Raw genomic sequence first — 21,027 nt, forward strand, 5'->3', positions numbered from 1 at the left:
GCGCGCGGCCGCGCGCGAGCCCGTGCCCACGGGCGCGCAGCCCTACCGCGGGCGGGGCGGCACCCCGCTGACCGAGGGCCGCGTGCCCCGGCCGGACAAGGCAGCGCCCAAGGCCGACTGGGTGCTGTACGCCGCGGCCGAGCTCGGCGTCGACCCGGACCAGGCCGAGAGCATGACCCGGGCCGAGCTGATCGAGCTGCCCGTCGACTACGCCGACCACGCCCCCGACGAGGACGGCCTGGACGGCGAAGACGGCCAGGACATGTACGTCGGCGACGACGACGGCCACCCGATCCCGCCGGACGACGAGGACCAGGACGAGGACCAGGCGCCGCAGTCCAGCGACGGCCGTCCCGCCCAGTCCGCGCCCAAGCGGGAGTGGATCAGCTACGCGGTCGCCCGTGGTCTGGTCAGCCGTGAGGACGCGGCGAACTACACCAAGGACGACTTGATCCGGATGACGAAGTAGGAGGCGGCCACTGTGGCACTGGACCCGCTGGCCACGGTGGCCGACCTCGAAGCGCGCGGCCTGACCGTGGAGGAGTCCGAGCTGACCGTCACCGGTACCTATCTGGACGTCGCCTCTGCGATCGTGCGGGAGGCGGCCGGGTGCCCGATCAGCCAGACCACTTCCACCGTGGAGGTGGAGGGCGACCTGGGCCCGTGGCTGTCGCTGCCCGGGCCGCCCGTCACCGACGTCTCCGCGGTCGCCATCGAGGAGGAGGCGGTCACCGACTGGCGGCTGCGCTCGGGGCGGCTGTGGCGCGCGGCCGGGTGGGCGCAGGACTGCGACCCGTCCGAGGTGACCGTCACCTACACCCACGGTCTGCCCACCGTCCCGCCCGACATCGTGGACCTGGTGTGCCGGCTGGCCGCCGCCTCGCTGATCGGCTACCGCGGCAGCGACTCCACCGGCGAGAACCTCGGCGCCCGGGTGCCGATGCAGGAACGCATCGGCGACTGGTCGGCCACCTACTCCTACGTGGAGAAGGTCGCCGAGACCGAGCTGCCCCGGCAGGCCCGTGAGCAGCTGCGCGCGCGGTTCGGCGGCGGCACCGGGACGGTGAGGTTCCGGTGAGCCGTATCGCTCGGCTGCTGAACATCAAGGTGCCGGTGTGGCGGGCGACCACTGTGGATGACGGCGGGGGCGGCCAGAGCACCGAGTGGGCCCAGGTCGGCACACCGCGGGCCCGCAGGTCGCAGCCCACGGCGCGGGAGCGGACCAGCGCCGACCAGGCCGGCGCCGCGCTGGATGAGGTCTGGTACTTCGCTCCGTCCGCCGACGTACGCCGCGGCGACGAACTGCGCCCGCCCGGCCGGGTACTGAAAGTGGTCGCGACGTTCGAGCCGTCCGTGCCCGGCACCTACCTCCGGGCGAACTGCACGCTTCACCAGCCCACCCGCTGACAGGGAAGGACCCTTTCTCATGGCCGACTTGGACCCGCAGCGGATCCCGCTGTCCGGACTGCAGCCCGTCTACTCCGCCGCGTCCGCCGGCGGCGACACCGCACCCATCGGCACCGACCTGCTGCTGCTGGTCCGCAACGACGGCGCGAGCCCGGTCACCATCACCGTCGCCGCGGGCAGCGACATGGACGGCCTCACCATCGGCGACGCCTCCGAGGACGTGCCCGCCGGCGGCGACGTCGTGATCCCGATGGGGTCGGTCTACCGCGACACCGGCACCGGCCGCGCCGCCATCACCTACAGCGACACCACCTCGGTGGACGTCGCCGTACTCCAACTGCGCTGAAGAGGGGACCGTGGCTCGCAGTGAACTGCGCGGCCTGCGGCGCGCACTGCGCGCGGTCGGCCGCGTGCCCGAGGCCATGCGCGAGGCCCGCACCGAGGCGCTCCACGAGTGGGCGGAGAACACCCAGGACAGCGCCGAGGACAGGGTGCCGCGCGACACCTCCGCGCTGTGGGCCGCCCTCGACCACAAGGTGGATGAGCGGTACGGCCGCGCCGAGGTCGGCATCTGGGACGAGGACGTTCTGGACTACGCCTACTACGTGGAGAAGGGCACCAGCTCCATGGCCGACCAGCCCTATCTGGTACCCGCGTTCGACGCCAACCGCGCCCAGGTCACCCGCACCTACCGGGCCGCGGTGCGCCGGCACCTGGGCGAGATCAGCGAGGAGTGAGGCCATGGCCGCGACCGTGACGGTCACCCTGCCGGTGTTCATGCGCATCGGCGAGGACGGTGAGGAGATCCGGGTCGGGGAGGTCACCGCCGACTCCGCACTGGAGATGCAGCACGCCGTCCCCGAGCTGCTGCGTGAGTACGCGACCGCGCTCGAGGAGCACCTGACGCGGCCCGGGCGCAGCGAGGGCGGCGGGCCGTGAGCACCGCGCTATGGCCGCTGCAGGTGGCCATCGTCACCAAGCTGCACGCCGACCCGGTACTGGACGGCCTGGTATCCGGCGTCTACGACCATGTGCCCGAGGGCACCGCCTACCCCTACGTCACGGTCGGCTCCATCACCGAGCTGCCCGACGACGCGCACAACCAGCGCGGCCTGGCCACCCGTGTGGTGCTGCACACCTGGGCCGAGTACCGCGGCAACAAGCAAACCGCCGAGATCCTCGCGGCGCTGGACGCGGTCCTGGACCGCCAGCCGCTGGCGGTGCCCGGCTGGACGGACATCTCCATCGCGGCCGAACAGCACCAGACCGTGAAGGACCCCGACCCCACCATCCGGCACATCAACTCCCGCTACCGGGTGTGGCTCACCAAGGAGGCATGACACATGGCTGGTCTGGACGCCCAGGGAACACTGCTGCAGCGCGGCGACGGCGGCGACCCCGAGGCATTCACCTCGATCGCGAACCTCACCGACATCTCCCCGCCGAGCTCGGAGCGGGAGACCCACGACGTCACCACCCACCAGTCGCCCGACAAGCACCGCGAGTACATCGGCGGCCTGGTCGACGGCGGTGAGGTGTCCTGTGACATCAACTACGACCCGCGCGAGCACGACAGCCTGCGCGCCGACTTCGAGGACCCCGACCCCCGCAACTACAAGATCGTGTGGCCGGGGACGTTGGGCGATGTGGAGTTCGCCGCGGTGATGACCGGGTTCGAGTACTCGGCCGCGCACGACGGGAAGCTGGAAGGCACGATCACCTTCCAGGTCTCCGGCAAGCCCACGTTCAACCCCGGTGTCTGATCACCACGCCGCCCCCGCCGCACTGGACCACCTACGAGGAGACCGACTGATGACGCAGTACCTGTCCGCCGAGCAGATCCTCGGCGCCCCCGACCTGAAGACCGAGGATGTGCCTGTGCCGGAGTGGGGCGGCACCGTGCGGGTGCAGGAGCTGTCCGGCGCGGACCGGGACAAGTTCGAGTCGTCGTTCGTGACGACCTCCGGCGGGCAGGCCGTGGCCGTCGACTCCGGCGGCCTGGTTGGCTTCCGCGCCCGCCTGGCCGCCGCGTCGATCGTGGACGAGAACGGCAAGCGCATGTTCCGGTCCGATGCCGAGGTCAAGCGCCTGGGCGCCAAGAGTGCGGCCGCGCTGCAGCGGGTGTGCGAGGCGGCGATGCGGCTGTCCGGTCTGACCGAGCAGGACGTGGAGGAGCTGGTAAAAGCCTGAGAGCCCGGCCGCAGCGGTTGTTCTACTTCCGCCTGGCCGGGCACCTCGGCGCCCCTTCCGTACAGAAGATGCTCGCCGGGATGCCGTCCTCGGAGCTGGCCGAGTGGATGGCCGTTGAGAAGATCACCGGCCCGTTCGGCAGCCGCCGTGGCGATATCCAGGCCGCGATCATCGCCGCCGTGGTCGCCAATGCCAACAGCGCCAAGAAGCGGTTCACGGCGAAGGACTTCATCCCGGTGTGGGACAAGCGGCCCAAGACGCCCGAGGAGCTGTGGAAGGCCGCGCAGGCCGCGTTCCGGCCGGTCGCACGGGAGCAGCTCACCGATCCATAACCACAAAGCGCGAGGGGGTGATCCCTGTGGCCACTCTCGCGAGCATGACGGTCCGGCTCGGGATCGACACCGACCGGCTGCAGGAAGGCGCGGAGAGGGCCAAGGCCGCCCTCGCCGGAGTGGGCAAGGCGGTGGCCGGCCTCGGCGTCGGGGTGCCCGCCGCGGCCGGGGTGGCCACCGCGGTGGGCGGCATGGCCGCAGCTTTCGCCTCCGCCGGCCTCGCGGCGAAAGCCTTCCAGCTCGCAGCCGGCCCGCAGCTGGAGTCCGTGACCGAAGCGGCCACCTCTGCGGAGAAGGCCGAGCAAGCCCACGAGCTGGCCACCCGGAAGAAGGCCGAGGCGCAGAAGCTCGCCACCAAGGGCGGGGACGAGTACAAGGCCGCGCTGAAGGAAGCGAAGGCAGCGGCCGAGGCGGCCACCGAAGCGGACGCCGAGCACGAGGCGCAGCTGGCCGGCATGCCCAAGACGACCCGGACGATGGCCAAGGAGTTCCTCGGCCTCAAGAGCGACTACGAGGACTGGTCCGAGTCGATGTCCGGCTCCACGATGCCGGCTTTCACCAGGGGCCTGCAGATCCTCCGCTCGCTGCTGCCGACCCTGACCCCGTTCGTGGAGCAGGCGTCCAAGGCCTTCGGAGGTTTCCTGGACAGGGTCGCGGCCGGGGTGAAGTCGGCCGGCTTCAAGCAGTGGGCGGACGATATGTCGGCCGTGTCCGGCACCTCGCTGTCGAATTTTTTGGAGATCATCAAGAATCTGGCGCTCGGCTTCGGTGGGTTGCTGCATGCCTTCGCGCCCGCGAGTGCGGGCATGACCGGTGGCCTGGTCGACATGACCGCCGCGTTCGCCGACTGGGGCACCAGCCTGAAAGACAGCGAGGGGTTCGCCGACTTCCTGGCCCTGGCGAAGTCCGGGGCCGAGACGCTGAGCAATCTCGGCGGCGCCGCGATCGACCTGCTGGTAGCTCTCGGTCCGCTGATCGGTGTGACCACCCAACTGGTCAGCGTCCTCGCCCTGATGATCAGCGCGGTCCCCACGCCAGTGCTCACCGCGCTGGCGTCGACGCTCTTCGTGGTCCGGGCCGGGATGATGGCCTACGCCGCCGGATCGAAGGTGGTGACCGCGGCGAACGCCGTGATGCGGTCTTCGGTGCTGCGGAACATCGGGGCATGGCTGCGGCTGGCCGCGGTCAGTGTCGGGGCGATGGCCCGCACGGCGGCCGCGGCGGTAGCGAACGCCGCCCGCACCGCGGCCGCGTGGGCGATGGCCGCCGCGCGGGCCACCGCGACATGGCTGATGACGATCCTCCGCGTCGCCGCCGTGTCCATCGCGCAGTTCGTGATGATGGCCGCCCGGGCGGTGGTGTGGGCGGCGACGATGGCCGCGCAGTGGCTGATCGCGATGGGCCCGGTGGGCTGGATCATCGCCGCCGTCATCGCCCTGGTCGCGCTGATCGTCGCCAACTGGGACAAGATCAAGAAATACACGCTGATCGTATGGAATTGGCTGTGGGCCAAAATCAAATCGGTCGCCAATTTCATCTGGAATCTGTTCCTGAACTGGACGATTGTCGGGCGGATCATCAAGCACTGGGATCAGATCAAGGCCAAGACGATCGCCGTATGGAACGCGGTCGTCGCCTGGGTCAAAAAGGTCCCCGGCAAGCTGGCCGATCTGTTCCTGAACTGGACGATCGTCGGCCGGATCATCAAACACTGGGATCAGATCAAGGCGGGCACCATCCGGGTGGCCACGTCGATGGTGGCGTGGGTGCGGGGCCTGCCCGGCCGGATCACCAGGGCGCTGGGCAACCTCGGCTCCCTGCTCTACGACAAGGGCAAGGACATCGTGCGCGGCCTGTGGAACGGCATCCAGGGAATGGGCAGGTGGCTGCGCTCCACCCTCATGTCCTGGGCGAAGAACCTGATCCCCGGCCCGATCGCCAAGGCTCTCGGCATCGCCAGCCCGTCGAAGCTGCTGGCCGACCAGGTCGGCCGCTGGCTCCCGCCCGGTGTCGCCGAGGGCGCCATGGACAACATCGGCCCGGTCGAAGACATGGCGGGCGCCATGGCCGCAGCGGCCGTGCCCGAACTGCCCACCGGCACGGTCCGCGGCATGTCCCGCGTCCGCGGCCACCAGGAGCGCCTGGTCATCGATGTCACCGGCGGCGACGAGGACCTGGCCAAGCTGATCCGCAAGTGGGTGAACGACCGGGGCGGGCCCACCCGCTTCTTCGCCACAACCTGACAACACAGAGAGAGGGGACCTGCTGTGGTGGCGTTCCCGCCCGACCTGGTGGTGGAGCTGTGGATCGACGGCGCGTGGGTGGACATCACCGGCGACGTCCGCACCTCCCAGGACATCACCATCGACCGCGGCCGCCGCGACTGGGGCGCCTACACCGACCCGGGCAGCTGCAAGCTGCGCCTGAACAACCGGCACGGCCGCTACTCGCCGCGGAATCCGCGGTCCCCGCTGTACGGGAAGATCGGCCGCAACACCCCGATCCGGGTGCGGGTGGGTGAGGTGCCCGCCGACACCGCCCTGCTGGCCGACTCCTTCGACCGCACCGAGGCGTCCGGGTGGGGCACCGCCGACACCGGACAGGCGTGGACCACGTGGACGTCGATGGGCGCGGCCGCCGCCGACTACGCGGTCGCCGGCGGCGCGGCCACCATGACCGTCGGTTCGACGTTCGATGACGGGTGGGCGGCCACCACCGACGTCGGCAGCGCGGACGTCGACCTCACGTTCACGGTGGCCACCGACACCGCCGCCGCAGGCACCAGCGCGCTGGGCAGCATCCTCGCCGCCGCCCTGCTGCGCGCCGACGCCACCGCGGGCACCGGGTATCTGCTGTTCGTCCGGATGATCACCGACACCGGCCTGCCCGACGGGCAAGGCCGCCGGGTCGGCGCCTCCATCACACGGCTGGACGGGTCCGGCTCCTACATCGACCTGTCGATGGTGCAGACCGTCCCCGGCCTGACCTACAGCGAGGGCGTCCCGCTGCGGGCCCGGGCGCAGGCGGTCGGCTCGGCGCTGCGCCTGAAGGTGTGGGCCGACGGGCAGCCGGAGCCGGCGGCGTGGCACACGCAGCTGTATGACGACACGTACTCCACCACCGTGATGGGCCTGTACGCGTCCGCCGCCCTGGTGACCTCCCTGCCGACCACGCTGTCGTTCGGGGACCTGGCCATCAGCGAGCCCGCTGACGAGACCGGGGTGGTGCGGTTCTGCGGGGAGGTGACCCGGTGGCCGCCGTCGTGGGACCTGTCCGGCGCCGACCACTGGGTGACCCTGGAGGCGTTCGGGGTGCTGCGGCGCCTGACGCAGGGCACCGACCCGCTCCAGTCGGTGATGCGCCGCCACATCCCCACTCAGTGGCCGCAGGCGTACTGGCCGATGGAGGAAGGGTCACGCGGCGACGCGTCGGTGGCGTCCGCGGTCGACAACACCGGCGTCCTGCGGGTGTCGGGGCTGGACTTCGCGCAGGAATCGTCCCTGACCGGGTCGGGGCCGCTGCCCACCGTGGCCGGTGCGGCCCGGCTGATCTCCGACCCCATCCCCGGAGTGGACACCGGCTCCTGGTCCGTGAGCCTGATGTTCCGCCTGCCCGCCGACTCCTTCCCTGCGGCCGAGAGCGAGATGCTCGCCTTCACCACCACCGGCGGGTACCGGTGGCGAGTCACCATCGGCGACATCTCCGGCACCAACCGGCTCCGGCTGCGGGTCACCGACAGCGACGGCACCGACCTCGTGGTGTGGAACGTGAACACCGACACGGCCGGGGTGTCCATCACCGACCAGTGGCTGCGGCTGCGCGTGCGCGCCTGGCAGGACGGCACGGACGTGCGGTGGGAGATGACCTGGGTCACGGTCAACAACGCCACCTGGGGTGTCACTGACGCCTTCGCCGGGACGGCGGGGAGGGTCTCCCGCATCGACACCCGCATCGACGCCGCCCTCAAGGGGATGGCGCTCGGGCACCTGTCGACCTGGGGCGTGTACACCGACACCGGCTACACCTACTACGGCTACTCGGTGATGGCCGGCATGCCGTACCAGTACGTGCAGACCTACGTGCAGCGCCTGGCCGCCGAGGAGGCCATCGCCCTCGACGTCATCGGCGCATCCACCACCCTGATCGGGGCGCAGCCGATCGACACCTGGACAGCCCTGGTGCAGGAGGCCATCGCCTCTCACATGGGGGTGCTCACCGAGCAGCGCGACACCATCGGGCTGGCGATGCGCACCCGCGACACCCTGGTCAACCAGGACCCTGCGGTGACGCTGGACTACTCGGCTGGGCTGATTGCTGCGCTCCAGCCGGTGGAGGACGACCAGGGCGTCCACAACGACCTCACGGTGAAGAGGCGCGGCGGGTCGGAGGCGCGGATGGTCCTCGCCGAGGGGCCGATGTCGGTCCTGCCGCCGCCGGACGGCATCGGCCGCTACACCCACCAGGAGACCGTCAACCTCGCCTACGACAACGCCCTGCCCTTGCAGGCCGGATGGAGGCTTCGGCTGGCCACCGTGGACGAGCTGCGCTACCCCGAGGTCGGCGTGAACCTCGCCAACCCCCGCATGCAGCCGTACATCGACGCGCTGCTGGCCGTGGACTCCGGCGACGTCGTCCGCCTCACCGGCCTGCCCGACCACCTGCCGCCGGGGGACCTGGCCTCCGGGGACGTGGACCTGATGGTGCAGGGCTACCGCGAGATCCTGGGCGCGGCCCGGTGGGAGATCGCGCTGGTGTGCACTCCGGCCTCGCCGTGGCGGATGGCCGTCGTCGGTGACGCGGTCCTGGGGAAAGCGGACACGGCCGGGTCGGAGCTGGTGGACGCGGCCGGGGAGGCGGAGACCACGCTGTATGTGACCACCACCAGCGGCCCGCCGTGGGTGGTGGATCCGGGTGAGTTTCCGTTCGATCTGCGGGTGGGCGGGGAGGTCGTCACCGCCACCGCGGCGACGGAGGCCGCCGAGGCGCCGATGCCGGCCGCGGCCGACTCGGACACCGTGTCGGCGACCAGCGCGGTCGCACCGAGCGTGGACGCGCCCGGGGCGGCGGATCTGCTGGTGTGCGCGTGGATCCCGTGGGATGGGCTGGAGGCGTGGGCGGTGCCCGGCGCGATGACCGGCCGGGCGCAGACTACGGGGGTGTGGTCGGTGCTGGCGGATGCGACCGAGGTGCTGGCGGGGGCGGGGGCGACGGGCACCCGCACCGCCACCCGGTCGACGTCCGCGCCGTGGGCTGCCGTGTCGGTGGTGGTGACCGGGGCGCCGGTGGTGGTCGAGTATCTGGACGGGGTGGCGTCCGATCCGCTCACCGGCCACGCGCCGGGTCCGGTGGAGCTGACCACCTCAGCGTCGACGGAGGCGGGCTGGTGGCTGCTGGCGCTGCACGGCTACGACAACGACACGACGGCCCCTGGGCCGGACGGTGAGGGGTGGACGGTGCTGGCCACTACCGGGTCCAACGGCGGGAGCGCTCCGGCGCTCGGGGCCTGGGCCCGGCGCGCGACGGGCGGGGCGGAGACCGTGGTGTTCCCGGAGGGGGATGCCGACGACAACCACGCCCGCCTGTACGTGATCTCCGGGGTCACGGACTTGACCGCGCAGAAGTTCACAGTGATTCGCTCTGTAAACGGAGTCATCAAGCCCCATGAGGCGGGTGCGGATGTGCGCCTCGCGCAGCCCGCTATCGCTGGCATCTGAGGAGGACCTGTGACGTATGTGGACTGGCAGGCCGGTATGACGATCACCGCTGAGAGGCTGCGAGCGATCACACCGGGGGTGTGGCAGACGTGGACGCCGACCTGGACCACCACCACCGGCGCGTCCACGCCGCTGTACGGGAACGCGGTCCTGGACTGCTCATACATGCAGGCCGGGAAGCTCTGCATCGGCCGGGTATTGATCTCGTTCGGCTCCACGACCTCGTTCGGCGGCGGATCGACCGGGGACAACTGGACGTTCTCCCTGCCTGTGACGGCGGCGGGCACGACGCTGCACGCCGGGGACGGCGAGATCGCCCAGTCCTCCATCGGCACCCGCATGGGCGTCCGCGTCCGGCTCCTGGACACCACCAGTTTCGGGCTGGAGACGTCCACCGGCCGGGTCGATGCCACCGCGGTGACCGGCCCGAACTGGGGCCTGGTGGACTCCCTGTCCCCATGGTCGTGGGGCAGCGGCAACACCGTGCGCGTGAACTTCAGTTATGAGACCGCCACCTGAAAGGCCGTCACATGAGACTTGTTACCCGTGCCCAGTGGGGTGCGCGGCCGTATCGGCAGCCGTACGGCGGTATCACCTACAGCCGTGCTCGCCGGGGCGTGAAGGTCCACTATCTCGGCACCCCGTACTCGGACCGGCCGCATGAGCGGTGCGACGACTACGTGCGGACCATCCAGGCCCAGCACATGGACCGCAGCGGGTGGAGCGATATCGGCTATTCGTTCGTGGTGTGCACGCACGGCTACGTGTACGAGGGCCGCGGCCTCAAGCGCCGCAACAGCGCGAATGGCAACACCAGCCTGAACGAACAGGACTACGCGGTGCTCGTCTTGGTCGGCTCCTCTGGGCTGACGCGGCCGACCGTCGCGCAGCTGCACGGCGCCCGTGACGCCATCGAGCACTGCCGCGAGCACGGCCCGGCCGGGACCTGGATCGGTGGGCACCGCGACGGCTACGCGACCGCCTGCCCGGGTGACGTGCTGTACGCCTGGGTGAAGAAGGGCGCACCGCGCCCCAGTGAGGAGAGCAGCATGGCTATCAGCGACACCGACGCGAAGCGCATCGCGCGGGCGGTGTGGGAGACCGACGGGATCGTCGGCGTCTCCTGGGGCTCGGAGACGAACCCGGAGTGGAAGCCGGAGTCGATCCTCAACCACCTCGGCGAGGTGACGCGGGAGAACCGCGGCCGCATCAAGGAGATGCAGGCCAGCCTCGGGGCGCTCACCGAGGTCGTGGTGCAGCTCGCCGCGGGCGGGGGCCTGGACGCGGCCGAGATCCGCGCGGCGGCCGAGGCCGGGGCGCAGGCCGCGCTGGACCGCCTCGGCGACGCCCTCACTGACCAGACCTGACTGGAGGAACCCTCATGCAGCAGAAGCTCATCTTCGACATGCTGGAGCGCGCCGGGTGGACCGGCGTCCAGGCCGCCCTCGGTATCCTCGCCGCGGACCTCGCCGGGATCTCGGTGTGGTGGGCGGCACCGATCGGCCTCGGCATAGCTGCGGCGAAGGGCTGGGTCGCGGGGCGGCTCGGCAGGCCCGGTACGGCGTCGACGCTGCCGGCGCACGCGGACCCGGCTGGAGCGGCTGGCCGCCCGTGACGGGCCCGGCAGACCCCGGGGTGTACATCAGCCCGGCTCAGATGTATCAGGAGATCAGAGCGCTGCACGACGCGCTGAACCGCATCGACGCGAAGCTGGACCAGCTGGCGCAGCGGGATCAGGACACGGCGGAGATGCTGACGGACCACGAGACGCGGCTGCGGTCGCTAGAGCGTGGCCGGTGGCCGCTCCCCAGTCTGGCGGCGCTGGTGGGTGTGGTGGCGCTGCTGCTGACTGTGTACGAGATGACCGCCCGATGAAGCGCCCCCGTCCTCCCCTGTGCGGGGAGGGCGGGGGCGCTTTCGTCATGCCAGAGCACCCCCGCGTCGGCGGGGAGGACGTGAGCGCCGGGCCTTCCGCACAGCCACATGCCCGGACGAGGAGCCGCTACAGTAGCCACCAGGCCCCGCACTGCGGGGATGGCCCGTTTCTGCGTCTTACGGGACAGATCGGCCCCGCACTCGCGGGGATACGAAAGCCCCCACCAGCCGGTGGGGGCTTCGTCATGCCTGGGGGTCGTCCGTTCGGCGGCGCCGCACCACGAACGTCCCCGCCGACCGCCGCACCGCCACCAACCCCCGCCGGATCAGCTCTCGCCGTACCCTGCGCGAGGTGCTCACGCTCACCCGGTGGATCTCCGCGAGCTCCACCTCACCCGGCAGCCGCGCGCCAAGCGGCAGCCGCCCCGCCTCGATATCGGCTGTGATCTCGTCAGCGATCCGCACGTACTCGTACGGCGGGAGCTCGATCTCGTCAGGGTCGTCGTCCATGACCGCATGGTCACGCGCACCAGCCCGTCCCGCCTCTCGGCGACGCGGCGCTGCGCGGTGCAGCGCGGTGGTACGTAGAGATACGCGGAGGGACGTGGTTCCGGTACCGTGTGTCACGAATCACCCCCGCGACCGTGGGACCGGTCCGGGGGCATGGCCGACCTGAGGGAGCAGGACGACGTGAGCCAGGCTACCCACCACACCCCACACCCGACCCCACCGCGCATGCTGCCGCGCTGCTTCGCCTGCCGCCAGCACACCCACCAGCCCATCCCCCTCGCCACCATCGACAAGACCAGCGGACCGTCGCACACGGTCGTGATCTGCGACGGATGCGCCCGCGCAGGCCTCGCCGAGCACCGACTCGCCTGCGACGAGTGCCTGGCCGGGACGGACTGCGCGGCCGCGACCGACGCGAAAGAGCTCATCCGCCGGACCGCCGCAGTGCGCCGAGCCGAGAGGGAGGCCGCGCGGTGAGCGACCTGTGCTGCCGCTGCGGCGAGGCCAGCAGCGACCTGGTGACGGTGGACGACCCCGACCGGCCCCCGCCGGGGATGCCGGTGCGCTGGTGCCCCGCCTGCCGAGGCGAGGGCGTGGTGCGGGTCGGCACGAGCGCGCACTACCTGCCGAGGATCGGCCCGGAGAGGCCGAGCGGCACATGAGACTCCCGCCCCCGGGACGCCCACCAGGGCGGACGGCGCATGCCGGGGGCGGGCCCTACTCCTTCCGGCGCACGAGGTCGGACAGCTCCACATCGAGGACGTCAGCGATCCGCAGCAGCGTGTCCAGCAGAGGGCTGGTGTAGCCCAGCTCCAGCTTCCCGACCGCCTGCCGGTCCATGCCGGCCAGCTCGGCGAGGCGCTCCTGGCTCATGCCGCGGTCGCGGCGGGCGGCACGGATGCGGTCTCCGATGACCCGGCGGCGCTGGAGCACCCAGTCGGGCGGCGGGTCGATCCGTGGCACCCGTTCACGCTTGCTTGATCACGAGTGGGTGTCTGCATATTCAAGTAGGCGATTGCGTGTTAGACAGGCTGTAGATGGGGTAACAACACCGAGTCACCCCCCAGCAGTAGGTCTGGCAGGCGCATCCGTCGCGAGGCGCGCCGCTCCGCCCAGATGACGGAGCCAGGCCTGAGCCGCCCCCGGCCGGGGAAGGCCGGGGGCGGTGCCATGCTGAGAGAGGCCGCAGCGTCCCGGCCAATCTCCCCGAACCAAGATCAGGAATGCACCAAGCGCCTTGCATTAATCCGGCGGAGCGCGACCAGGGAAAACCGCAGGTTAGTACAGCGCTCAGTGCCGTACACCTTCTAAGCGCTTGGCCGCAGGTTCGAGTCCTGCCGGGGGCGCCACCGGCCCAGCCTCGGCTGGGCCACACTCTTGCAGGTCAGGCGGGCCCCTTCGGCCTTCCGGGCCAGGCGGGTGCCCCAGCCCCGGCAGGTCCTGCTGTCCGACTGACACCGACCGGAACCGGCTCCCCACGGGCGGCTGTGCAACATGTGTGCAACGACCCCGCAAGCACGAGACCGGCCTCCCGGGCCGGGCCACGGAGCCCTCGCGCCGGTAGACCGGTCTCGATACCGGGGCCGAGGTCACGCCTCGACCCGGGGAAGGTCCTGCGGCCCTTCGATGCGCTTCTGGAGGTCTGCCGGCTTGAACCGCCCCGGGTCAGGTAGAGACTCAATTCCGTGAATGGATTGAGTCATAGCACGACCCTCCCGTTACCCGCTTGAGCTCCGCCGGCGCGCGGTGCGCATACGGCCGGTGGCCGGTCCCCACGAGGAGGACGGGCCACCGGGCACGGAGAGCGGCGGTCAGGAACCGGCCTGCACCGGGCGCTCGGTCGGACGGTTCTCCGTGGCGCTGTTGTCGCTCTTGCCGCCGGTGATGCCGGTGGCCCGGGCCGCGCCCGCCAGGACCAGAGCAGCGGCGACGAGCACGGCACTCACCACCGGCGGCGAGCGGTAGCCGAGGTCGGCGCCCAGGACGAGGCCGCCCAGGGCGGGTCCGGCAGCAGCGCCGACGTTCATCGCGGCGGTGGCGAAGCCGCCGGCCAGCGTGGGGGCGTCCGATGCCGTGTAGAGGGCTTGCGCGATCAGCGTGGAGCCCACGCCGAACGAGAGCGCCCCCTGGACGAAGGCGAGGATCAGCGCCACGGCCGGGTTCGCGGCCATGAGGGCGAAGAGCAGCCAGCCCGCCAGCAGCGCCGCACCACCGACCGCCAGCACCTGGCCGGGACGGCTGTCCGCCAGCCGGCCGCCCACGTTGACCCCGACGAAGGACCCGATGCCGAACACCGCCAGCGTGGCAGGCACCCACCCGGAGCCCAGATCCGCCACATTGGTGATGACGGGCGCGAGGTACGTGAACGAGCAGAACGTCGCCCCGTTGATCAGCGCCCCGAGCATGAGCGTCGTGATCACCCGGGGCGTGCGGAACGCCCGCAGCTCGTGGCGGACGCTGGGGGCCGCAGGGTCGACGGGCGTCGCCGGCACGGACCGCAGCACCGCGAGGACCGCAGGGGTGCAGACGATCGCGACACCCCAGAAGGTCGAGCGCCAGCCCCAGATCTCGCCCAGTACGGCGCCGAGGGGGACACCCGCGATCAGGGCGAGGGTGACCCCGCTCAGGAGCACCGAGGTCGCCCGGCCCTTGGCCTGGGGCCCTGCCATGCTCGCCGCGGTCGCGAGGCCGACGGCGAGGAAGCCCGCGTTGGCCAGTGCGGCGATCACCCGAGTGACGAAGAGGACCTCGAAACTGTGGGTGAGGGCGCCCACGACGTGGGCCAGGAGGAAGGTGACGAGGAAGGCGAGCAGCGCCCGGCGGCGCGGCCATCGCAGGCTCAGCATCGCGACCAGCGGTGCACCGACGATCATGCCGACGGCGAAGGCCGAGGTGAGCGAGCCGACGGCCGGGAGGGAGACGCCCAAGTCGGCGGCCATGTCCTCCACCAGCCCGGACAGCATGAACTCCGACGTTCCCTGGGCGAATACGGCCAGCCCGAGAACGTAGATGGCGAATGGCATGAAGAAGCTCCAACTACATCGCAGAAAGGGGAAACGCGACGCATGGACGGAAGGTCATGCAGTCGCGTGGGAGACGTCCCGGAGAGAGCTCCGGACGTGATCCCGCGATGCGGTTGATCCGTGGCGGATGTGCGACGTACTGCCCGGCGACGGGGCCGGAGGAAGCAGGGCCGTCAGAGGCTTACGCGATCAGCCACCGGATCACCGGTGGCCCGCTTCTTTCCGCCTCAGGACTCGACATGCCTCTCAACATAGCAACGCCCGGATCGGGGTGTCCAACACATTCGGCACCTCCGGCGCCCCGGCCCTCCGCTGTCCCCGACCGGGTACGGCGCATCGCCGCGTGCCCGTCGAACCGTACAGAAGGAATGTTCATGACGACCCGGCAACGGGAGACCCGCGAGGCCGCCAGGGCCGACACCTTCCGCTGGACCGAAGCCGAGTACAACCGCACCCGACTTCGCAAGCACCCCGGGTACGGGTACGTCACCCCGCCCGAAACGAGGACCTTGCTCCAGCGAGACCTCACCCCCGCGGCGTAACCACCCGCTGTCCGGACACCGGGGGGAACTTCAGCCCCCCGCGTCACGGTGTCCCGGCCGGCCCGAACCCCGGCGCCAGTGGTGTCCCGGGCCGTCCCGGCCCGTGGGGCCGGGGAGTTCAGCGGGCGTCGGCACTGCGCAGGGTGAGGATGCGGACGCTGCGGTCGCCCTCGTGGGCGTCACGGCCGTGCCAGCAGCGGTAGTTGTCCAGGACGAGGATGTCCCCCTCGTCGAGCCGGAACCGCGGAAGTGCCGATTCCAGTGCGTGCACGGCGTCCTCGAAGCGGTTGAGCATGGCGCGTACGTGGTCGGTGTCGGGATCCCGGTGCAGTGGGGCGGCCCCGTCGGTACGGCGGACGATACGTCTGCCGGTGCGGGTGTACTCGACGTGGCGGCCGACCCGTGGGGTGGAGGGCAGGCCGCGCAGTCCGGCCCATGCCCCGTAGAGATCGACGTCGGCACCGGTGAGGAACTCCCACAGTGAGGGGTCGGCGGCCTGGAGCCCGTCCACGAAGCGGTAGGCGTCGACGGCGAACGAGTCTCCTCCGGCCGGTGCGGAACGCAGGCACTGCACCAGGACGTAGTCCTCGTCGGGATCACGGCGCCGGTGGCGGACGCCTCCGGTGTCGACCTGCAGGTCGAAACTGTCGGCGTGCAGGTGGACGGGCCCCGACGAGTCGCCGGAGGTGCGCAGCCGGTGGGGGAAGAGTTCGCGCAGGCGGCCGCCGAGCATGAGGGCGGCCGCCATGACGAGGGCGTCGGCGGTGGCCCGGGAGCCGGTGAGGACGACCGCGCCGTGTTCTGCGAGCAGTTCGCGGGCCCGGTCCGCGTGTTCGATGCCGACCCGGGAGGGAAGGAGACCGGGGCTCCGGGAGCCCGGCTCCTGTGCGGGTGCCGGTTGGCGTGTCGGGATGCGGTCGGTCATGCCCTCAGGTTCGCAGATCGCTTCGGCTCCGGGAGAAGTGGCGGGCTGTGGGTGCCGCCGCTGCCGCGGCCGGCGCGAGGAAGCAGACCAGGGCGCAGACGGCGAGTACCGGCCGGGGGCCGAAGGCGTCGATGGCCGGGGCTATGAGGGCCAGGCCGACCGGGGCGAGACCGTAGGAGAGCAGGAAGTCCAGTGAGGAGACCCGGGCGAGTTTCTCCGGTTCGACCTCGCGCTGGATCGCTGTGAACCACGGCACGTTGAACAGCTCGATCCCGACTCCCGCGACGGCGTAGGCGGCGATCACGACGGCGGGGTGCACCGGCAGCGTCAGGCTCAGCGGGGCGAAGCCGTATGCGGCCAGACCCGCCAGGGCGGTCCAGCCCGGGGAGCTCGAGCGCCAGCGGGCGATGAGTACGGCCCCGGCCAGAGCGCCCACGGTGTAGGCGGTCATCGCCGCGGCGAGCACGAACTCGGTCCCGTACCGGTCGCGGCTGACCAGGGGGAGCGCGACGCCGGTGGCGGAGTAGCCGGTGGCGATGACGGCGGTCAGGGCCGCGAGGCCGGCCACGAACCAGGGGTGCCTGCGCGCCTCGCGCATCCCGTCGGCGAACTCGCCGAAGAAGGAGACGCGCGAGCCCGTGGGGACAGGGGCGCCGACGCCGGGCCGGGGGACGAGGGCCGCGACCAGCCAGAGCAGGCCGATTCCCAGCAGCAGCGCCCAGATGTCGAGGAGGAGCGCGAGCAGGGCGGTCAGCGCGGGGCCGACCAGGGTGGTCCCGCGGACCGCCAGTGTCATGGCGGCGTTGGCCTGCTGTCTGCGCTCGATGTCGACGACCTCGGCGGTCAGCGCCTGGAAGGCCGGCCGGCAGGCCCCCTGCCCCGCCCCGGCCAGCGCGGCCGCCGCGGCCATCAGCGGAAGCGAGCGTCCCAGCCCGGCGGCCATCAGTGGCGCCGCCACGGCCGCGGCGAGCCCGGCCCACAGCACGACCCCCCGGCGGGAGTACCGGTCGGCCAGGACACCGCTGACCGGGACCGCGGCGAGGAATCCCGCCGTTCGGGCGGCCAGGACCAGTCCGAGGCCCGCGGGGGTGAGCGACCGGTCGAGTACCGCGAGCCCGAGCACGAACGGCAGAGCCCAGGTGGCCAGACCTGATGCCGTGGTACCGGCCCACAGTCTCAGGAACCCGGTGTCGAGCAGGACGCTCTTACGGGGCGGCGGACCGGTCTGGGAGGTCGCCTGTGCGGACGAGGTCGCCACGGTGTGCTGCTCCTGTCATTGTGAATGCGGGCTTGTCGCGGGCTTGTCGCGGGCTTCTGTGAAGCTCGTTCATGCCGTTGCCGGGGCTGCCGCGTGGTCGGCGGGCAGCCCGAAGGAAGAGCGCGCGAACTGGCGCCGCTCCAGTACTACCCTAATGAAAATGATTACCGGTAGGCTACCCGTCGGCCAATCGCGCTCACATGATCCACATCGGCGCCCGCACGTCCTACACCGGAGGATTCATGCGTCAGCTCGTCCGCTCGGGGGCCGCCCTCACCCTCGTCCTCGCCGTCGGCTGTTCGGCCGCGGGAGGCGAATCGTCCGCGCGGAACGAGGCCGGGGAGCGGACGGTTGTCACCAGTTGCGGCCGGGAACTCTCCTTCGCCGAGCCGCCGGAACGGGCCGTCACCCTCGACCAGTCCTCCACCGAGACCCTGCTGGAGCTCGGGCTCGCGGACCGTATGGCCGGCACCTCCTATGCGAAGACGGAGGTCGCGCGCGAGTACCGGGACGCCTACGAGAAGGTCCCGGTGCTCAGTCCCGACGTCCTGACGGGTGAGCAGTTGCGCGCGGCCGCACCGGACGTGGTGGTGTCCTCCTTCAGCGACCTGTACTCCAGGGACCGGGTCGGCACACGCGAGGAGCTGGAGGCGGTCGGCCTTCCCTCGTACGTCAGCGCGGTGGACTGTCCGGAGCGGGCCGGTCCGGACACGACGGTCTTCGATCTGCTGCTGGAGGACTACGAGAACCTGGGCAGGATCTTCGGCGTCGAGGACCGCGCCGCGGAGCTCTCCGAGCGGCAGCGTGCCGCGGTCGCGGAGGCGGAGGCCGCCGCGGCCGGAGGCGACGCCGCGGAGGGACCCACGGTCGTGTGGCTGTACTCCGTCTACAACGGCGTGCCCTACGTGGCCGGCCGGGGCGGCATGCCCAGCGAGATGAGCAGGCTCGTGGGCGCGAGGAACGCCTTCGACGACATCGACGAGGACTGGCCGGAGGTCTCCTGGGAGGCGATCGCCGACCGCGATCCCGACGTCATAGTCGTCGGCGACCTGTCCGAACGCGGCGCGCCGGGCGACAGCGCCGACGAGAAGCGCGCGATGATGCGCGAGGACCCGGTGGTGTCGAAACTGACCGCGGTGCGTGAGGACCACCTCATCGAGGTGCCCGGTATCGAGATGGACCCCTCGGTGCGTACCGTGAACACCCTGCGGCTGCTGGTCGAGGGCATGAGGGAACTGGGCCATGTCGGCTAGACCGGCCGCCCGGCCGGACCCGGTGGACCTGCTGCACCCCTCCGCGCGCCCGGTGGCGCGGGTGGTTTCCGCCGGCGTGCCGGGCCGCGGGCACGGTACGCCGGCGCTTCCCCGGGTGATGGCGTTCCTCGGCGGTGTGGCGGTGCTGGTGGCGTCGGTGGCCGCCTCGGTGCGGATAGGCACCGCCGAGGTGGGCTACACCGACCTGGTGGCGGTGGTGGGCTCCCGTCTGGGCCTGGGTGTCGAGCCGCTGCCTCCCCTGGTCGACTCGCTCGTGTGGGACCTGCGCGTACCCCGTGTCCTGATGGCCGCTCTGGTCGGGGCCTCACTGGCGGTGTGCGGCGCCGTGCTGCAGGCGCTGACGCGCAACGCGCTGGCCGAGCCGTATCTGCTGGGCGTGTCCTCGGGGGCTTCGACCGGTGCCGTGACGGTGATCGTCCTCGGGGTCGGCGCCGGTGTGCTGGGAGTGGCCGGCGGAGCTTTCGCCGGGGCGGTACTGTCCTTCGCCCTGCTGATGGTCCTGCTGCGGCGCAGTGGCATGCACTCGGTCAGGATCGTTCTGACGGGCGTGGTGGTGGGACAGCTGTTCACCGCGGTGACCTCGCTGATCCTGATGGCGTCCGGTGACGCCGAGACCACACGGGCCGTCACGCACTGGCTGCTCGGTTCGATGGCTCCCTCCCGCTGGGACTCGGTGGCCGTCTGCGCGGCAGTCACAGCGGTCGGCCTGGGCGTGGTCTGGTCGCGTTCGACGGCCCTGGACGGGTTCTCCTTCGGGGCCGACACCGCCGCCTCGCTCGGCATCGACGTGCGGACGACGCGGCGCGTGCTGCTGGTGACGACGGCGGTCCTGACCGCGGCGGCGGTCGCCTCGGTGGGGGCGATCGGCTTCGTCGGGCTGATCGTGCCGCACGGGGTCCGGTTCGTCGTCGGACCGCCGCACCGGGCGCTGCTGCCGTTCTCGGCCCTGGCGGGCGCGGTCTTCCTGGTGTGGACCGACGCGCTCGCCCGTACGGCCTTCGAGCCGCGGGAGGTTCCGGTCGGGGTGTTCACCGCCCTGCTCGGCGTCCCTCTGTTCCTGCTGATCCTGCGCAGGCGGGGTGAGCTGTGAGGATCGCCGCGGAGGGGGTGAGCTGGTCGGTGGCGGGCACCACCGTCGTCGACGGTGTGTGCCTGGAGATCGCACCGGGTGAGACGGCCGGGCTGATCGGCCCCAACGGCTCGGGGAAGTCATCTCTGCTGCGCTGCCTGGCGGGGGTGCGCGCCCCCTCGTCGGGTGTCGTCCGCTACGACGGGGAGTCGATCCGGGGCTGGCCCTCGCTCCGGATCGCCCGGCACGTCGCCTTCGTCGAGCAGCTCGCCGACACCGACAGCGAACTGCGGGTGGCCGACGTGGTGGGACTGGGACGCACACCCTTCCGGGACCGCTGGCGAGGCCCGGGCGCCGCCGACCGGGCCGTCGTCTCCGCCGCGCTCGCCCGGGTCGGGCTCGCGGACCTGGCCGCCCGGTCGTGGAAGTCGCTGTCCGGCGGGGAGCGGCAGCGCGCGCACCTCGCTCGGGCCCTGGCCCAGCAGCCCTACGGTCTTCTGCTCGACGAGCCGACCAACCATCTCGACGTGAAGCACCAGTTGGCTCTGCTGGAGCTGCTGGCGGGAACCGACCAGACGGTGGTGATAGCCCTGCACGACCTGTCGCTGGCCGCCCGTTTCTGTGACCGGTTGCTGTTGATGCACCAAGGGCGCCTGGCCGCTGCCGGGCCTCCCAAGGACGTCCTGAGTCCGGAACACCTGGCGAGGGTCTTCGGGGTCGACGCGGAGGTCGGCCCCGACGGCCTGGGCAACCTCACGGTCGCCTACCGCGGCGTCACGCGGCACGCGGACGGCGGCTCCTCCCGTCCGTTCCCCGGGTCCGTCTGATATCCGGCACCGGCTTTTGACTGATGGTCACTCACGCATCATCATTGAATATGATTATCATTATAATCAACTTCCTCATGT

Annotated in this window: 26 protein-coding genes and 1 pseudogene; 22 read left to right on the plus strand and 5 right to left on the minus strand. The window is 71.4% G+C overall.

Annotated elements, in window-relative coordinates; translation table 11 throughout:
- The 16 genes and pseudogenes from LJ221_RS09440 to LJ221_RS09515 form a co-directional block, all read left to right on the plus strand.
- Positions 1-469 (plus strand): annotated as a pseudogene (locus tag LJ221_RS09440) (hypothetical protein); the annotation flags it as partial.
- Positions 470-481: 12 nt separating this feature from the next.
- A complete protein-coding gene (locus tag LJ221_RS09445; protein ID WP_241715353.1) occupies positions 482-1,078 on the plus strand; it encodes a hypothetical protein in 597 nt (198 codons plus the stop codon).
- Complete coding sequence (locus LJ221_RS09450) at positions 1,075-1,407, plus strand: head-tail adaptor protein (protein WP_241715354.1); 333 nt, start codon at positions 1,075-1,077, stop codon at positions 1,405-1,407. Before LJ221_RS09445 ends, LJ221_RS09450 begins: the two co-directional genes overlap by 4 nt.
- A 19-nt stretch (positions 1,408-1,426) precedes the next feature.
- Entirely contained in the window at positions 1,427-1,753 is a 327-nt protein-coding gene (locus LJ221_RS09455) for a hypothetical protein (protein WP_241715355.1), read from the plus strand.
- 10 nt (positions 1,754-1,763) lie between these two features.
- Entirely contained in the window at positions 1,764-2,144 is a 381-nt protein-coding gene (locus LJ221_RS09460) for an HK97-gp10 family putative phage morphogenesis protein (protein WP_241715356.1), read from the plus strand.
- Positions 2,145-2,148: 4 nt separating this feature from the next.
- Positions 2,149-2,346, plus strand: coding sequence for a hypothetical protein (locus LJ221_RS09465; protein WP_241715357.1), 198 nt, complete (start codon positions 2,149-2,151; stop codon positions 2,344-2,346).
- Complete coding sequence (locus LJ221_RS09470; protein WP_241715358.1) at positions 2,343-2,747, plus strand: DUF3168 domain-containing protein; 405 nt, start codon at positions 2,343-2,345, stop codon at positions 2,745-2,747. The genes LJ221_RS09465 and LJ221_RS09470 overlap by 4 nt, the downstream gene beginning before the upstream one ends.
- Before the next feature lie 3 nt (positions 2,748-2,750).
- Positions 2,751-3,170 carry a phage tail tube protein gene (locus LJ221_RS09475; RefSeq protein ID WP_241715360.1) on the plus strand — a complete coding sequence of 140 codons (420 nt, stop codon included), beginning with the start codon at positions 2,751-2,753 and terminating at the stop codon, positions 3,168-3,170.
- A gap of 49 nt (positions 3,171-3,219) precedes the next feature.
- On the plus strand, positions 3,220-3,597 hold the full coding sequence (locus LJ221_RS09480; protein WP_241715362.1) for a hypothetical protein: 378 nt from the start codon (positions 3,220-3,222) through the stop codon (positions 3,595-3,597).
- Positions 3,598-3,677: 80 nt separating this feature from the next.
- Entirely contained in the window at positions 3,678-3,929 is a 252-nt protein-coding gene (locus LJ221_RS09485) for a DUF4035 domain-containing protein (RefSeq protein ID WP_241715364.1), read from the plus strand.
- A gap of 44 nt (positions 3,930-3,973) precedes the next feature.
- Entirely contained in the window at positions 3,974-6,172 is a 2,199-nt protein-coding gene (locus LJ221_RS09490; protein ID WP_241715365.1) for a hypothetical protein, read from the plus strand.
- 27 nt (positions 6,173-6,199) lie between these two features.
- The gene (locus LJ221_RS09495; RefSeq protein ID WP_241715367.1) at positions 6,200-9,643 is read left to right on the plus strand and encodes a hypothetical protein; all 3,444 of its coding nucleotides are present in this window, start codon (positions 6,200-6,202) and stop codon (positions 9,641-9,643) included.
- Between the two features lie 9 nt (positions 9,644-9,652).
- Complete coding sequence (locus LJ221_RS09500; protein ID WP_241715368.1) at positions 9,653-10,162, plus strand: hypothetical protein; 510 nt, start codon at positions 9,653-9,655, stop codon at positions 10,160-10,162.
- A gap of 11 nt (positions 10,163-10,173) precedes the next feature.
- Positions 10,174-11,010, plus strand: coding sequence for an N-acetylmuramoyl-L-alanine amidase (locus LJ221_RS09505; RefSeq protein ID WP_241715369.1), 837 nt, complete (start codon positions 10,174-10,176; stop codon positions 11,008-11,010).
- 14 nt (positions 11,011-11,024) lie between these two features.
- Positions 11,025-11,258, plus strand: a complete 234-nt coding sequence (locus LJ221_RS09510) for a hypothetical protein (RefSeq protein WP_241715370.1) — start codon at positions 11,025-11,027, stop codon at positions 11,256-11,258.
- Positions 11,255-11,518 (plus strand): hypothetical protein, encoded by a 264-nt coding sequence (locus LJ221_RS09515; RefSeq protein WP_241715371.1) that lies wholly within the window; start codon positions 11,255-11,257, stop codon positions 11,516-11,518. Before LJ221_RS09510 ends, LJ221_RS09515 begins: the two co-directional genes overlap by 4 nt.
- A gap of 243 nt (positions 11,519-11,761) precedes the next feature.
- Here the strand turns inward: LJ221_RS09515 and LJ221_RS09520 are convergent, their stop codons facing one another.
- Complete coding sequence (locus tag LJ221_RS09520; RefSeq protein ID WP_241715372.1) at positions 11,762-12,028, minus strand: GntR family transcriptional regulator; 267 nt, start codon at positions 12,026-12,028, stop codon at positions 11,762-11,764.
- A 180-nt stretch (positions 12,029-12,208) separates the two neighbouring features.
- Between LJ221_RS09520 and LJ221_RS09525 the strand changes: the two genes are divergently transcribed.
- Both LJ221_RS09525 and LJ221_RS09530 read left to right on the plus strand, forming a co-directional pair.
- The gene (locus LJ221_RS09525; RefSeq protein WP_241715373.1) at positions 12,209-12,505 is read left to right on the plus strand and encodes a hypothetical protein; all 297 of its coding nucleotides are present in this window, start codon (positions 12,209-12,211) and stop codon (positions 12,503-12,505) included.
- Positions 12,502-12,690, plus strand: a complete 189-nt coding sequence (locus tag LJ221_RS09530; protein ID WP_241715374.1) for a hypothetical protein — start codon at positions 12,502-12,504, stop codon at positions 12,688-12,690. The genes LJ221_RS09525 and LJ221_RS09530 overlap by 4 nt, the downstream gene beginning before the upstream one ends.
- A gap of 55 nt (positions 12,691-12,745) precedes the next feature.
- Here the strand turns inward: LJ221_RS09530 and LJ221_RS23285 are convergent, their stop codons facing one another.
- Together LJ221_RS23285 and LJ221_RS09540 are read right to left on the minus strand one after the other, a co-directional pair.
- Positions 12,746-12,991 (minus strand): helix-turn-helix transcriptional regulator, encoded by a 246-nt coding sequence (locus tag LJ221_RS23285; RefSeq protein ID WP_241715375.1) that lies wholly within the window; start codon positions 12,989-12,991, stop codon positions 12,746-12,748.
- A gap of 848 nt (positions 12,992-13,839) precedes the next feature.
- The gene (locus LJ221_RS09540; RefSeq protein ID WP_241715376.1) at positions 13,840-15,051 is read right to left on the minus strand and encodes a Cmx/CmrA family chloramphenicol efflux MFS transporter; all 1,212 of its coding nucleotides are present in this window, start codon (positions 15,049-15,051) and stop codon (positions 13,840-13,842) included.
- A 374-nt stretch (positions 15,052-15,425) separates the two neighbouring features.
- Between LJ221_RS09540 and LJ221_RS09545 the strand changes: the two genes are divergently transcribed.
- The gene (locus LJ221_RS09545; protein ID WP_241715378.1) at positions 15,426-15,593 is read left to right on the plus strand and encodes a hypothetical protein; all 168 of its coding nucleotides are present in this window, start codon (positions 15,426-15,428) and stop codon (positions 15,591-15,593) included.
- 118 nt (positions 15,594-15,711) lie between these two features.
- Here the strand turns inward: LJ221_RS09545 and LJ221_RS09550 are convergent, their stop codons facing one another.
- Together LJ221_RS09550 and LJ221_RS09555 are read right to left on the minus strand one after the other, a co-directional pair.
- Complete coding sequence (locus LJ221_RS09550; protein ID WP_241715380.1) at positions 15,712-16,518, minus strand: TauD/TfdA family dioxygenase; 807 nt, start codon at positions 16,516-16,518, stop codon at positions 15,712-15,714.
- Between the two features lie 4 nt (positions 16,519-16,522).
- Positions 16,523-17,698, minus strand: coding sequence for an MFS transporter (locus LJ221_RS09555; protein WP_247719849.1), 1,176 nt, complete (start codon positions 17,696-17,698; stop codon positions 16,523-16,525).
- A 320-nt stretch (positions 17,699-18,018) separates the two neighbouring features.
- Here LJ221_RS09555 and LJ221_RS09560 point away from each other — a divergent pair, with 320 nt between their 5' ends.
- The 3 genes from LJ221_RS09560 to LJ221_RS09570 are packed head-to-tail and all read left to right on the plus strand — an operon-like array spanning position 18,019 to position 20,946.
- Positions 18,019-19,029, plus strand: a complete 1,011-nt coding sequence (locus tag LJ221_RS09560; RefSeq protein ID WP_241715384.1) for an ABC transporter substrate-binding protein — start codon at positions 18,019-18,021, stop codon at positions 19,027-19,029.
- Positions 19,019-20,140 carry an iron ABC transporter permease gene (locus LJ221_RS09565; RefSeq protein WP_241715387.1) on the plus strand — a complete coding sequence of 374 codons (1,122 nt, stop codon included), beginning with the start codon at positions 19,019-19,021 and terminating at the stop codon, positions 20,138-20,140. The genes LJ221_RS09560 and LJ221_RS09565 overlap by 11 nt, the downstream gene beginning before the upstream one ends.
- The gene (locus LJ221_RS09570; RefSeq protein ID WP_241715389.1) at positions 20,137-20,946 is read left to right on the plus strand and encodes an ABC transporter ATP-binding protein; all 810 of its coding nucleotides are present in this window, start codon (positions 20,137-20,139) and stop codon (positions 20,944-20,946) included. The genes LJ221_RS09565 and LJ221_RS09570 overlap by 4 nt, the downstream gene beginning before the upstream one ends.
- Positions 20,947-21,027: the final 81 nt, after the last annotated feature.

It is taken from the genome of Streptomyces sp. CNQ085 (genome assembly GCF_022614595.1).
Classification (GTDB): Bacteria; Actinomycetota; Actinomycetes; order Streptomycetales; family Streptomycetaceae; genus Streptomyces.

Excerpts from the sequence above, each read along its gene's own strand:
- LJ221_RS09455 (WP_241715355.1), top strand. The coding sequence starts at position 1,427 with ATGGCCGACTTGGACCCGCAGCGGATCCCGCTGTCCGGACTGCAGCCC.
- LJ221_RS09465 (WP_241715357.1), top strand. The coding sequence starts at position 2,149 with ATGGCCGCGACCGTGACGGTCACCCTGCCGGTGTTCATGCGCATCGGC.
- LJ221_RS09475 (WP_241715360.1), top strand. The coding sequence starts at position 2,751 with ATGGCTGGTCTGGACGCCCAGGGAACACTGCTGCAGCGCGGCGACGGC.
- LJ221_RS09480 (WP_241715362.1), top strand. The coding sequence starts at position 3,220 with ATGACGCAGTACCTGTCCGCCGAGCAGATCCTCGGCGCCCCCGACCTG.
- LJ221_RS09485 (WP_241715364.1), top strand. The coding sequence starts at position 3,678 with ATGCCGTCCTCGGAGCTGGCCGAGTGGATGGCCGTTGAGAAGATCACC.
- LJ221_RS09490 (WP_241715365.1), top strand. The coding sequence starts at position 3,974 with ATGACGGTCCGGCTCGGGATCGACACCGACCGGCTGCAGGAAGGCGCG.
- LJ221_RS09505 (WP_241715369.1), top strand. The coding sequence starts at position 10,174 with ATGAGACTTGTTACCCGTGCCCAGTGGGGTGCGCGGCCGTATCGGCAG.
- LJ221_RS09510 (WP_241715370.1), top strand. The coding sequence starts at position 11,025 with ATGCAGCAGAAGCTCATCTTCGACATGCTGGAGCGCGCCGGGTGGACC.
- LJ221_RS09520 (WP_241715372.1), bottom strand. The coding sequence starts at position 12,028 with ATGGACGACGACCCTGACGAGATCGAGCTCCCGCCGTACGAGTACGTG.
- LJ221_RS09540 (WP_241715376.1), bottom strand. The coding sequence starts at position 15,051 with ATGCCATTCGCCATCTACGTTCTCGGGCTGGCCGTATTCGCCCAGGGA.
- LJ221_RS09545 (WP_241715378.1), top strand. The coding sequence starts at position 15,426 with ATGACGACCCGGCAACGGGAGACCCGCGAGGCCGCCAGGGCCGACACC.
- LJ221_RS09550 (WP_241715380.1), bottom strand. The coding sequence starts at position 16,518 with ATGACCGACCGCATCCCGACACGCCAACCGGCACCCGCACAGGAGCCG.
- LJ221_RS09560 (WP_241715384.1), top strand. The coding sequence starts at position 18,019 with ATGCGTCAGCTCGTCCGCTCGGGGGCCGCCCTCACCCTCGTCCTCGCC.
- LJ221_RS09565 (WP_241715387.1), top strand. The coding sequence starts at position 19,019 with ATGTCGGCTAGACCGGCCGCCCGGCCGGACCCGGTGGACCTGCTGCAC.